Raw genomic sequence first — 11,995 nt, forward strand, 5'->3', positions numbered from 1 at the left:
CATTCCAGTTATGCCTGAATTATTCTCTATTGGGAGTAGCTCAGGCTTACGTGCTCACCAAAAAGATGTTAAAATTGACAAATATCAATTACGGCTTGAGCAGACCTATGATCCCGGAAAAGCGAATTATACGGCGCATTCAGTCTGGCGGTTGTGCTATCCATTGCCAGGATTGCAGCATCAGCCAGCTTTGCATCCCGTTCACACTTAACGAGCATGAGCTTGACCAGCTCGATAACATCATCGAGCGCAAAAAGCCTATCCAAAAAGGGCAGACGCTCTTTAAAGCAGGTGATGAGCTTAAATCACTCTACGCTATCCGCTCCGGAACGATAAAAAGCTATACCATTACCGAACAAGGCGATGAGCAAATTACCGGTTTCCATCTGGCGGGTGACCTGGTAGGTTTTGACGCCATTGGCAGCGGCCATCACCCGAGCTTTGCTCAGGCGCTGGAAACTTCAATGGTATGCGAAATTCCTTTTGAAACACTGGATGACCTGTCCGGTAAGATGCCGAACCTGCGTCAGCAGATGATGCGTCTGATGAGTGGCGAAATCAAAGGCGACCAGGATATGATCCTGTTGTTGTCGAAGAAAAACGCTGAAGAGCGCCTGGCGGCCTTTATCTACAATCTGTCTCGTCGCTTCGCCCAGCGTGGATTCTCGCCTCGTGAATTCCGCCTGACCATGACCCGTGGTGACATCGGTAACTACCTCGGTCTGACGGTTGAAACCATCAGCCGCCTGCTGGGTCGTTTCCAGAAAAGCGGCATGCTGGCGGTGAAAGGCAAATACATCACTATTGAAAACAGCGACGCGCTGGCGGTTCTTGCCGGCCACACGCGTAACGTTGCGTAACCTTTCCGCAAGCCTCTCTGTTATCCTTCTGTCAAATCATTAAATTTTCCCGATTTATTGATCTGGCAGGAGGTTATTCCCTGTTTCAATCTACATTATTGGGTTACTCTTTTAATTACAAACTGCAGTGACAGTTGTAAGGAGACCCTGTATGGCTATGTATAAAAATATGCTGGTCGTCATCGACCCGAACCAGGACGATCAACCAGCATTACGGCGAGCTGTTTATTTGCATCAACGGATTGGTGGCAAAATTAAAGCCTTTTTGCCGATCTATGACTTTTCCTATGAGATGACTACCCTGCTGTCGCCCGATGAGCGTACGGCAATGCGTCAGGGGGTTATCAGCCAGCGAACTGCATGGATACGTGAACAAGCGAAATACTATATCGAAGCAGGGATCCCTCTGGAGATTAAAGTGGTCTGGCATAACCGACCCTTTGAAGCCATCATCCAGGAAGTCATCAGCGCCAGGCATGACCTGGTCCTCAAGATGGCGCACCAACACGACCGCCTCGAAGCCGTAATATTTACACCAACCGACTGGCATTTATTGCGTAAATGTCCAAGTCCGGTATGGATGGTGAAAGACCAGCCATGGCCTGAAGGGGGTAAAGCACTGGTTGCCGTAAACCTCGCCAGTGAAGAGGCTTATCACAACGCGCTCAATGAAAAACTGGTCAAGGAGACGCTACAGCTTGCAGAACAGGTTAACCATACCGAAGTGCATCTGGTTGGCGCCTACCCTGTCACACCAATCAACATCGCGATTGAACTGCCTGAATTTGATCCCAGCGTTTATAACGACGCAATTCGTGGACAGCACCTGCTGGCCATGAAGGCGCTACGCCAGAAATTCAGTATTGATGAGAAAGTGACGCACGTTGAAAAAGGCTTACCTGAAGAGGTCATTCCTGATTTAGCCGAGCACTTGCAGGCGGGTATTGTGGTATTGGGGACCGTCGGACGTACCGGTATTTCTGCTGCGTTTCTTGGTAATACCGCGGAACAGGTTATCGATCATCTACGCTGTGACCTGCTGGTCATCAAGCCGGATGAATATCAGACACCAGTTGAACTGGACGACGAAGAAGACGATTAACCACACAATGAAATGCCGGATGGCGATATCATCCGGCATTTTAAACGCCTAGTGTTGCTCCTCACCGCCGAGGAAATAGATACCAAGCGGGATAGCCAACAGAATCGTAAACACCATGCTGTAGACACAAATCATTGCAGATTGAATGGCGTACATTGAAGCGGTCCAGTCGGATAGCGGAATGTCATACTGTTCAATAACGCCACCGATCGTCGCTCGCGTCACGACCGACGCTGCGATAATAAACACTCCAAGCAGGCACAACAGAAACTTCCGTCCCTTCGCTGTTTTCAGCTTAGCCATGATCATAGTACTGTCCTTTTGCAGATGAAAACCTTGTCACTTTGCGCTAACAATACCATGACATCAACTGACTGTCTGCTACATAAACCGCATACAGGGTTGACGTCAGCGTTATTTCGCTGAAAATAACGCTGATTGCATTATTTATCTCTCCTTTTGATTAATGATCTGACCTCCTTAACTGGGTAAAATATCTGGGGATTAGGATGTCAGATGATATTTAGCTAACACGGAGTTGCCAGGAAGAATCATGATCGCTGAACTGTTTATGAATAATGCGTTTAATTTGACGGTAATTCTTAGCTGCTGTGCCGCGCTGGTCCTGATGAGCGTCTGGTATCATCGTGGAGAGCGTCGCTGCAAAGGATTCATATTTCATGCCGCACAATTTTTTGTCTATGCCATTATCATTGGGACGTTTGGCAGCATTGCTAATAACGTTATCGAAAGTTACAGCCTGAAATTTATCTCCCCCAGCGTGGTCGACTTTATCTGCACCTCGTTGATTGCGTTGATCCTGACCATCAAACTTTTTCTGGTGATTAATCAGTTTGAAAAGACGCAGATTAATAAAGGCAGAGATATCACCAGCGCGAGGATCCTGTCGCGTATCATCAAGATTACCATCGTGGTTGCCATCATTTTACTGTATGGCGAACACTTCGGTATGAGCTTATCCGGCCTGTTAACCTTTGGCGGTATTGGTGGTATCGCAGTGGGTATGGCGGGGAAAGATATTCTGAGCAACTTTTTCTCAGGCATTATGCTCTATTTCGACAGACCGTTTAGCATAGGCGATTGGATCCGCTCCCCGGACCGCAATATTGAAGGCACGGTGGCAGAAATTGGCTGGCGAATGACTAAAATAAACACCTTCGACCATCGTCCATTGTATGTGCCAAACTCGATTTTCTCCTCCATCAGCGTAGAAAACCCAGGGCGCATGACCAACCGGCGAATTAAAACGGTGATCGGGTTACGATATGAGGATGCCGATAAAGTCGGTGCCGTTGTCGAGTCGGTTAGAGAAATGCTGCAAAACCATCCAGGAATAGACCAGAAACAAACTCTGTTGGTCTATTTTAATGAATTTGCCGATTCATCGTTGAATATCATGGTGTATTGCTTCACGAAAACCACCGTCTGGAAGGAATGGCTCGCGGTACAGCAAGACGTTTATTTAAAGATTATCACGATAGTCCAGGCAAACGGCGCCGACTTTGCGTTCCCCAGCCAGACGCTGTATATGGATAATCCTGAAACATCGCCATCGACACACTAACAAAAGAAAAGACGCGGAAATCCGCGTCTTTTTTGTACTTATTTCAATGAGGCAATATCAATTACAAAGCGGTATTTCACATCGCTTTTCAACATCCGCTGCCAGGCACGATTAATATCCTGAATATCGATCACCTCGACATCGGCGGTAATACCATGCTGACCGCAAAAATCCATCATCTCCTGCGTTTCGGCAATACCGCCGATAACTGAACCCGCCACAGACCTACGCCCAAGGATCAGGGGAACCGTATTCAGCAACGGATCCAACGCACCAAGATAACCAACCAACACCAGCGTACCGCTTAGCGCCAGGGTTGGGATATAAGGGTTCAGGTCATGAACGTAGGGCACAGTATCGATAATCAGATCAAACTGATTCGCTGTCGCTTTCATCTGTTCACTGTCAGTGGAAAGCACAACGTGACTGGCCCCCAAACGTCTGGCATCAGCTTCTTTGCCCGGTGAACGCGTAAACAGCGTAACTTCCGCGCCCAGCGCATTTGCAAGTTTGATTGCCATATGCCCGAGGCCGCCCAGTCCGACAACCGCGACTTTACTGCCCTCACCTACCTGCCAGTGGCGCAAAGGCGACCATGTCGTGATCCCGGCGCAAAGTAGCGGCGCCGCACCGCGTAAATCGATCCCTTCAGGGACCTTCACCACAAACTTTTCAGTAACGACTATTTTGTCAGAATAGCCGCCGAAAGTGGGCAGACCATCATGGCGGTCAATATCGTTATACGTTAGAGTGTTGCCTTCTTCGCAATATTGCTCTAATCCCTGTTCGCAGGCGTTGCAGTGTTGGCATGAATCAACCATGCAACCTACCCCTGCGAGATCGCCCACGTTGAATTTTGTTACCGACTTACCAACATGCACCACGCGGCCAATGATTTCATGCCCAGGTACCATCGGATATTTAGCACCGCCCCAATCGTTGTAGGCGTTATGGATATCCGAGTGGCATACACCGCTGTATAAAATATCGATAACCACATCATCTTCACGCGGATCGCGACGAACAAAATTATGGGGGACTAAATCCTCTTTCACCGCCAGAGCAGCATAACCCTTCACATTCATGACCATTGAGATCTCCTCAGGGATTAGGTGTTACCAGAACCAGCATAGTTCAGGGCAGCAGGTTGTACTCAGCATCGCTAACCGGTTCCAGCCATTCGTTCGACGCGCCAGGGGCCGGGATTTCCACGGCGATATGAGCAAACCAACTATCACGCGCAGCACCGTGCCAGTGTTTCATTCCCGCCGGAATGTGCACGACATCACCGGTTTTCAGCTCACGTGCCGGTTTATTCCACTCCTGATACCAACCTCTGCCACCGGTCACCAGCAATATCTGTCCGCCCTTATGATGAACATGCCAGAAGTTACGACAACCCGGTTCAAATGCGACATTGCCAATTACCACGCCTTCCATGGAGAGCATGGTCAGATAGCTGTCGCCAGTGAAATACTTCGCATACGCTTCATTTTTCTCTCCACGCGGAAAGACGCTGTTACCATCAAATTGTTCGTTCATAATCTCCACGCTGGCGCTGGGCGCGGTATTCAATTGATTTTGCATTTCGACTCTCCAAAACGGTGGCGACATGTGCCACCGGATGCTGAAAACAGTAAAATTATAGAGACTCTACGTGCCGGTGATTAGAGGGAGAAAAAAGGACAAACTTATGAATCGTGCTCATTAATAATGAGGGTACAATTTATCGGCTGGAGATCGCGTAAAGCCTTACGCTACGATTTCAATCAAGTTACCGTCAGGATCATGTATTACCGCTTCGTAATAGCCATCACCTGTGGTGCGCGGGCCAGAGACTAATATCCCTTGTTCTTTTGCACGCTTCGCCATGGCATCAACATTTTCACTACTGCCAACTGAAATGGCGAGATGCACCCATCCGCAACAATTATTGTCAGGTTGCTGCCCGATAAGACCCGGTTTGGTCATTAACTCAATCGCAATTTCCTCGCCAATTTTGACAAAATAAGATTCAAACCCAGGATTGGTTTTGCTGCGGTATTTCTCGTTGATCTTGCCGTCAAAAAACGATACCCAGAAGCGAGCTTGCTGCTCGAGATCCTGTGTCCATAACGCCATATGCGCAATCTTCATAGCGAACCTCTTCCCATTGTATCGAGAATAGTACGGCCCCTGTAAGGGATGTTGACATCGTTAATCATAATGCACGATCATGCACTCTATTGCTCGATGTTTATTTCACCTGGAGTATCTATGCTCGATTACGCCGCATTCCCGGAACAGCGTCAGGCGCTTATCTTTCAGATCCTGCAAGAAAACGGCAGGGTCATTTGTTCTGAACTCGCTAACCGATTAGGCGTTTCTGAACACACAATTCGTCGTGATTTGCATGAATTGAGCAAAGATGGCGTGTGTAAAAAAGTTTATGGTGGCGCGGTCATTACACTCCCTGAATCCGAAGACATCGACGTGCGCAAGAGTATTAATGTAGCCAAAAAGAGCAACATCGCGCAGAGATGTGCCAGGCTGGTCAAATCTGGAAGCTGTATTTTTATCGACACGGGTAGCACCAATCTGGCAATGGCAGAAGCTCTGCCCGCCGAACTGGCGTTAACCGTGGTGACAAATTCGCCGGAGATTGCCGCCGTTTTGCTAAAAAAACCGCTGTTTGAAGTCATTATGCTGGGTGGCGTGGTGCAGAGATCTTCAGGTGGGTGCGTGGGAGCTTCCGCCATCGCACAAGTGCAGGACATTTTATTCGATCAGGGATTTATTGGCGGCTGCGCGATGTCGCCTGAATCCGGCTTAACGGGATTTGATTATGCGGATTGTGAGTTCAAAAAAGCGGTGATAAAACAATGTAATGAAGCTATCGTCGCGCTAACGGCTGAAAAAATCCCAGCCGTCGCCCGATATGTCGTGACCGAAAGCAGCAATATCGATGTGATTGTTGTAGAGGACAACATCAGCAAAGAGTACGCCACAGCGTTCCAGGCGCACGACATTCGAATTTATACCGTCTAACCGCGGTAGGCTCGCTGAAAATTTACTGTGCTAAACGTCGCTCCTGGCGTCAGCGCGGTGATCGCTGACAGATAATCCAGACGGATTTTTTGCTGATTTTCAGATTGCTCCACTACCAGAAATTCTTCTTTTTCCACTGTGGTACACGTCGTCAGCGCTTTAGCATCAAAACATGTGCCATCTGTTAGTTCAATGTGCAACCGATAGTGGTACATGCAGGCGATTTCCAGATAATCATGAAGATCGCAATCTATCGGGTGATACTCTTCGGTCGTTTTCAACACGCTATCTTCCCCAACGTCTTGTATATTCGGGAAATCGCCAACGCAACTTCCCGAACTTTCCAGCTATTTCAACGCTTCAATGGGAGCGCCGAAATTAATATGCAGCACATTGCCGTCAATCACCAGCGCCGGAACAGATTTCACGCCAGCCACTTCAGCCTCAGCAACCCGATCAGGTTGCTCTCCCAGATGAACCACATCTATTTCTACATCCGCAGACAAATGCTGCAGAAGTGTCTGTTCTGCGGAAACACAAACCGGGCAACCTGCATGATAGAAACGAGCTTTAGTCATGATACATCTCCTTTAAATTATAGTATCGATTCGATACCACAATTCATGCTACGCTGCTTTTACCCTTTGTCAATATAGTTTTTAATCGATACTATATACCGAGGAGGATTTGTTATGCCCGACATGTCACTTTTCGATGTACTTGACCGGCTGTCCAGCCTGACAAGGATGTGGTTTCGCCAGCACCCTTTACTGGCGGATCTCCAGCCAGTACAACTTAGCGCGTTAATGTATCTGGCCCGTTGCAACCGTTATTCCAATACGCCTCTTGGCGTGACAGACTACCTTGGTCTCACCAAAGGTACCGTGTCGCAATCGCTGAAGCTTTTGGAAAACAAAGGGTTGATTGTTCGCAAGCCGGATGACCGTGATAAACGTAGCGTCCATCTACACTTAAGTGAGTCGGCCAATACCTTACTGGACGCCCTGCTCCCGCCAACGTTTTTGGTGGTGGGTGAAACGGCGATGGGTGAACGCGCGACTGTACTTAAGGAGCTACTGTTTGAACTGTTACGTGGGATCCAGCGGACCAACAATGTGCCTGGCTTTGGACTTTGCCATAGCTGTCGCTTCCACCAAAAAACGGGTGGTCAGGGATTTTGTAATCTGACGAAAGAGAGATTGAGTGAAGAAGATTCATTGCTGATTTGCCGGGAGCATCAGCCGCCGGAAACATAAAATGGCTGATGCAAAATCACACCAGCCATTATCTCTGTTAGTGCTTAACGATATACATTGTGCGGCTATAGGCCACATCTTCAGGGTTAGTAATCGGATATCCTTTCAACCACGGTTTAATTAAACGCCCGTTGGTATACTGATAAATCGGCGCAATAGGTGCCTGTTCCATCAGAATTTTCTCCGCGGCGTTATAATCGGCATTGCGCGCTTTCTCTGTATTCTCCAGAGTTGCCTGGGTCAACACTTTGTCGTACGCCGGATCATTAAAGCGGGAGATATTGCCCGTATGGGTCGATGTTAATAGCGACAAGAACGTAGAAGGCTCATTGTAGTCACCCACCCATGAGGCGCGGATCACATCAAAATTACCGGTATTACGGCTGTCGATATACGTTTTCCATTCCTGGTTCTGCAGTTTTACGTCAACACCGAGGTTCTTCTTCCACATAGAAGCCACTGCGATAGCAATCTTCTGATGATTTTCTGAGGTGTTGTACAGCAGCGTCAGTTTAAGCGGTTTCTGCGGGCCATAGCCCGCCGCGCGCAGCAGCGTTTTCGCCTGCGCGTTCAGCTCTTCCTGACTCATTTGCTCAAACGGTGAAGGTTCCGGCACAAATCCTGCCGTTACATCCGGCGTAAAATGCCATGCTGGTTTCTCACCGGTACCCAAAACTTTCTCCGCCATCAGACGACGATCGATAGTCATGCTGAGCGCCAGGCGCACGCGTGAGTCGGCAGTCGGTCCCTTCTGGGTATTGAAGGCATAATAATAAGTACCAAGCTGCGGCGGGGTGTAAACCTGACCCGGGATATCCTTCAACAGTTTCTGGTACATATTTTTCGGGAAGGACTCGGTAATATCAATATCACCAGCAAGATAGCGCTTGGTCGCAGCTGATTCCTGGTTGATCGGCAGGAAGGTGACTTTTTGCAGCACTGTTTTGGCGTTGTCCCAATAATGCGTGTTCGGCACCACTTCCAGTTTTTCGTTTACGACGCGATCTTTGAGCACATAGGCGCCGTTACCAATCAGATTGCCTGGTTTGGTCCACTCTTTGCCGCTCTCAACGTTGGCTTTTTGTACCGGATAGAATGCAAAACTCGCCGTCAGATTGGCAAACCAGGGCAGCGGTTTATCCAGTTGAACTTTCAATGTCCGTGCATCGACAGCACTAACGCCAAGTTTATCAGGCGTGGCTTTGCCATCGATAATAGCCTGAGCATTATTAATACCCGCCAGCGCAGCAAACCAGGCAAACGGCGACAGCGTTTTTGGATCAACCAGACGCTGCCAGCTATAGACAAAATCCTGCGCCGTTACCGGCGTACCATCCGCCCATTGCGCATTGTCACGCAGCGTAAACGTCCAGATGCGGTTATCGTTACTCTTCCACTGGGTAGCGACGCCAGGCACGATCTCACCCTTCTCATTCTGGTTGACCAGCCCTTCAAATAGATCACGAATCACCTGTATTTCAGGCAGCCCAACGGCTTTTGCCGGATCAAGCGACGCCGGTTCGTCTTTTATATGACGCACCAGTTCTTGTTTCTCTGCCAGTACCGTTCCGCTGGGAACATCAGCAGCCCAGGATAAAGAAATGCTGCTAACCAACAACGCACAACAGGTTACTGAAACAGAATGCTGCATAAGGTACCCTCAATTCCGGCTACTAAGTGAATGTGTAATTATTTGTATCGCCAGCAGGAAATGCAATTAACTTCCGACAAGAAAGAGATATTACACCTGAAAAGATAAGTGTGTGAAAACGATTTGATTATCCGTACATTTTGCACAACACTGCGAGTAACAATCCAAGCATTCAGAGATGACTATGACCGTTACCCGTCCCCGTGCCGAGCGCGGCGCATTCCCACCTGGAACCGAACATTACGGACGTTCCTTGTTAGGCGCACCGCTAATCTGGTTTCCTGCACTGGCAGCCGATCGTGAAAGCGGCCTGATACTGGCGGGAACGCACGGCGACGAAAACTCCTCGGTCGTTACCCTTTCCTGCGCATTGCGTACGCTTAACCCTTCCCTGCGTCGCCACCATGTGGTGCTGGCCGTAAACCCTGACGGTTGCCAGCTTGGGCTGCGCGCAAATGCGAACGGCGTCGATCTGAACCGTAATTTTCCCGCCGCAAACTGGAGAGCGGGCGAAACGGTGTATCGCTGGAACAGTAGTGCAGAAGAGCGTGATGTGGTGTTGTTGACCGGCGAAAGTCCGGGTTCGGAACCAGAAACCCAGGCGTTGTGTCAGCTTATTCACCGAACTCATCCCGCCTGGGTAGTCTCTTTCCACGATCCACTGGCCTGTATTGAAGATCCCAGAAGCAGCGAGCTGGGTTCGTGGCTGGCACAGTCGTTTGAATTGCCTCTGGTCACCAGCGTAGGTTATGAAACGCCCGGCTCTTTTGGGAGCTGGTGCGCAGACCTGAATTTACACTGCATAACCGCCGAATTTCCGCCCATTTCATCGGATGAAGCGAGCGAAAAATACCTGCTGGCCATGTCCAATCTGCTGCGCTGGCACCCTAGAGATGGAGCTGCCCGGTCGTAAAATGCAGGGCTGGCTCCGCATCGCTGGCCAGCCAGGTCGGGCCATCAAGATCGGCAAAGTTAACCTGCGGCGTAAGCGGTAACGCCGCACCGATCGCCCGGGAGGTACACAGCATGCAGCCCAGCATCAGCGCAAATCCCTGCTCGCGGGCTTCCGTTGCCAGCGCCAGTGCTTCCGTCAGACCGCCTGTTTTGTCCAGTTTGATATTGACCATTTCATAGCGTCCGTGCAGCGCTTTCAGGCTACTGCGAGTGTGGCAACTTTCATCTGCGCAGATGGGCAGCGGATGCACAAAATTCTCCAGCGCGGCATCATCCTGAGCCGGCAGCGGCTGCTCCAGCATCGCCACCCCTAAATCAGCCAACAGCTGACAGCGTGCCGCAAGGCCTTCTGCCCGCCAGGATTCGTTGGCGTCGACAATAATCGTGGCGTCAGGAACAGCCGCACGAATGGCAACCATCCGCTCACTAATCAAGCGAGCATCCAGTTTAACTTTCAGCAGTCTCGCACCATTTCCCCACAGCGCAGCCGCGCTCGCGGCCATTTGTTCCGGCGAGCCAATCACCACGGTTTGCGCCGTCGTCACCACTTCAGCCAGTTCACTTCCCACCAATTCCGCCAGCGACGTCTGCTGTTGACGCGCACTCAGATCCCACAACGCACAATCTACGGCATTTCGCGCAGCCCCTGCTGGCAGCAGCTTTTGCAGCTCTTCACGCGTCAGTCCGTTTTCCAGTTGTGGCGCAATGCTCATAATTTGCGCCAGGACAGAGGCATCGCTTTCACCGTAGCGCGGGTACGGTGTGCACTCGCCAATACCTGTGACGCCATTTTCTGTCAATTCGACGACAACCACATGCGCTTCGGTCCTGCTCCCACGGGCGATGACAAAGGGAGTGTGCAGCGGCCAGGCTTCCTCATATACCTTAACTGTTCTCATTTGTTTTCCTTAATGCAGTCCCTGAAGCGGATATCCGCAAATAGCGTTTGCCGTGTTAACTGTTGATGGCATAAACTAGCCTCGACGTTAACTATATGTAAACAGGAAGATAACCATGTCACAAACAGTTCATTTCCAGGGCAACCCGGTTGCAGTTGCCGGCTCCATTCCTCAGGCTGGAAGCAAAGCTCAGGCTTTTACCCTTGTGGCTAAAGACCTGTCTGACGTTACGCTGGGCCAGTTTGCAGGCAAGCGCAAAGTGCTGAATATTTTCCCAAGCATCGATACTGGCGTTTGCGCGGCATCGGTACGTAAGTTTAACCAACTGGCGACAGAAATCGACAATACCGTCGTACTGTGTATTTCGGCCGACCTGCCATTCGCCCACTCTCGTTTTTGCGGCGCGGAAGGTCTGAGCAACGTTATCACGCTGTCCACCCTGCGCAACGCAGAATTCCTGAAAAACTACGGTGTTGAAATCGCTGAAGGCCCGCTGAAAGGTCTGGCCGCACGTGCCGTAGTTGTTATCGATGAAAATGACAACGTCGTCTTCAGCCAACTGGTCAATGAAATCACCAACGAACCAGACTACACAGCGGCGCTGGACGTACTGAAAGCGTAAGCTGCGTTTGCATACAAAAATGCCTCCACATGGAGGCAT

The 11,995-nt window shown here is 49.9% G+C and carries 15 protein-coding genes; 7 read left to right on the plus strand and 8 right to left on the minus strand.

Features of this window, described 5'->3' with window-relative positions:
* Positions 1-107: 107 nt before the first annotated feature.
* Together fnr and uspE are read left to right on the plus strand one after the other, a co-directional pair.
* Positions 108-860: a fumarate/nitrate reduction transcriptional regulator Fnr gene (fnr, locus tag OGY18_RS08705; RefSeq protein WP_003020397.1), complete on the plus strand. Its 753-nt coding sequence runs from the start codon at positions 108-110 to the stop codon at positions 858-860.
* A gap of 151 nt (positions 861-1,011) precedes the next feature.
* A complete protein-coding gene (gene uspE / locus OGY18_RS08710; protein ID WP_003833229.1) occupies positions 1,012-1,962 on the plus strand; it encodes a universal stress protein UspE in 951 nt (316 codons plus the stop codon).
* A 48-nt stretch (positions 1,963-2,010) separates the two neighbouring features.
* On the opposite strand, the gene OGY18_RS08715 is transcribed toward uspE, so the two are convergent.
* Positions 2,011-2,271 (minus strand): DUF2534 family protein, encoded by a 261-nt coding sequence (locus OGY18_RS08715; RefSeq protein WP_003020403.1) that lies wholly within the window; start codon positions 2,269-2,271, stop codon positions 2,011-2,013.
* A 244-nt stretch (positions 2,272-2,515) separates the two neighbouring features.
* Between OGY18_RS08715 and OGY18_RS08720 the strand changes: the two genes are divergently transcribed.
* Positions 2,516-3,547 carry a mechanosensitive ion channel family protein gene (locus OGY18_RS08720; protein WP_003833232.1) on the plus strand — a complete coding sequence of 344 codons (1,032 nt, stop codon included), beginning with the start codon at positions 2,516-2,518 and terminating at the stop codon, positions 3,545-3,547.
* 38 nt (positions 3,548-3,585) lie between these two features.
* Here OGY18_RS08720 and OGY18_RS08725 read toward each other — a convergent pair whose 3' ends face one another.
* The 3 genes from OGY18_RS08725 to OGY18_RS08735 all read right to left on the minus strand — a co-directional run bounded on the left by OGY18_RS08725 (position 3,586) and on the right by OGY18_RS08735 (position 5,683).
* Positions 3,586-4,638: an NAD(P)-dependent alcohol dehydrogenase gene (locus OGY18_RS08725; protein ID WP_286552654.1), complete on the minus strand. Its 1,053-nt coding sequence runs from the start codon at positions 4,636-4,638 to the stop codon at positions 3,586-3,588.
* Between the two features lie 43 nt (positions 4,639-4,681).
* On the minus strand, positions 4,682-5,089 hold the full coding sequence (locus tag OGY18_RS08730) for a cupin domain-containing protein (RefSeq protein ID WP_188048001.1): 408 nt from the start codon (positions 5,087-5,089) through the stop codon (positions 4,682-4,684).
* 210 nt (positions 5,090-5,299) lie between these two features.
* A complete protein-coding gene (locus OGY18_RS08735) occupies positions 5,300-5,683 on the minus strand; it encodes a VOC family protein (protein WP_286552655.1) in 384 nt (127 codons plus the stop codon).
* Between the two features lie 120 nt (positions 5,684-5,803).
* Between OGY18_RS08735 and OGY18_RS08740 the strand changes: the two genes are divergently transcribed.
* Positions 5,804-6,574: a DeoR/GlpR family DNA-binding transcription regulator gene (locus OGY18_RS08740; protein WP_284969029.1), complete on the plus strand. Its 771-nt coding sequence runs from the start codon at positions 5,804-5,806 to the stop codon at positions 6,572-6,574.
* Here OGY18_RS08740 and OGY18_RS08745 read toward each other — a convergent pair.
* Both OGY18_RS08745 and OGY18_RS08750 read right to left on the minus strand, forming a co-directional pair.
* On the minus strand, positions 6,571-6,855 hold the full coding sequence (locus OGY18_RS08745) for a Rho-binding antiterminator (protein WP_353622745.1): 285 nt from the start codon (positions 6,853-6,855) through the stop codon (positions 6,571-6,573). The genes OGY18_RS08740 and OGY18_RS08745 overlap by 4 nt on opposite strands.
* 66 nt (positions 6,856-6,921) lie before the next feature.
* Complete coding sequence (locus tag OGY18_RS08750) at positions 6,922-7,152, minus strand: glutaredoxin family protein (RefSeq protein WP_008784905.1); 231 nt, start codon at positions 7,150-7,152, stop codon at positions 6,922-6,924.
* A gap of 114 nt (positions 7,153-7,266) precedes the next feature.
* On the opposite strand from OGY18_RS08750, the gene OGY18_RS08755 reads away from it, so the two are divergent.
* On the plus strand, positions 7,267-7,830 hold the full coding sequence (locus OGY18_RS08755) for a MarR family winged helix-turn-helix transcriptional regulator (RefSeq protein ID WP_286552662.1): 564 nt from the start codon (positions 7,267-7,269) through the stop codon (positions 7,828-7,830).
* A gap of 37 nt (positions 7,831-7,867) precedes the next feature.
* On the opposite strand, the gene mppA is transcribed toward OGY18_RS08755, so the two are convergent.
* The gene (mppA, locus tag OGY18_RS08760) at positions 7,868-9,481 is read right to left on the minus strand and encodes a murein tripeptide ABC transporter substrate-binding protein MppA (protein WP_008784907.1); all 1,614 of its coding nucleotides are present in this window, start codon (positions 9,479-9,481) and stop codon (positions 7,868-7,870) included.
* Positions 9,482-9,665: 184 nt separating this feature from the next.
* Between mppA and mpaA the strand changes: the two genes are divergently transcribed.
* A complete protein-coding gene (mpaA, locus tag OGY18_RS08765) occupies positions 9,666-10,394 on the plus strand; it encodes a murein tripeptide amidase MpaA (RefSeq protein ID WP_286552664.1) in 729 nt (242 codons plus the stop codon).
* Here mpaA and ycjG read toward each other — a convergent pair.
* Complete coding sequence (gene ycjG / locus OGY18_RS08770) at positions 10,369-11,334, minus strand: L-Ala-D/L-Glu epimerase (protein WP_126317911.1); 966 nt, start codon at positions 11,332-11,334, stop codon at positions 10,369-10,371. The two genes, mpaA and ycjG, sit on opposite strands and share 26 nt — an antisense overlap.
* A gap of 115 nt (positions 11,335-11,449) precedes the next feature.
* On the opposite strand from ycjG, the gene tpx reads away from it, so the two are divergent.
* The gene (gene tpx, locus OGY18_RS08775) at positions 11,450-11,956 is read left to right on the plus strand and encodes a thiol peroxidase (protein WP_003020437.1); all 507 of its coding nucleotides are present in this window, start codon (positions 11,450-11,452) and stop codon (positions 11,954-11,956) included.
* Positions 11,957-11,995 lie beyond the last annotated feature (39 nt).

Source organism: Citrobacter sp. Cpo142, assembly GCF_030332425.1.
GTDB classification, from domain to species: domain Bacteria; phylum Pseudomonadota; class Gammaproteobacteria; order Enterobacterales; family Enterobacteriaceae; genus Citrobacter; species Citrobacter portucalensis.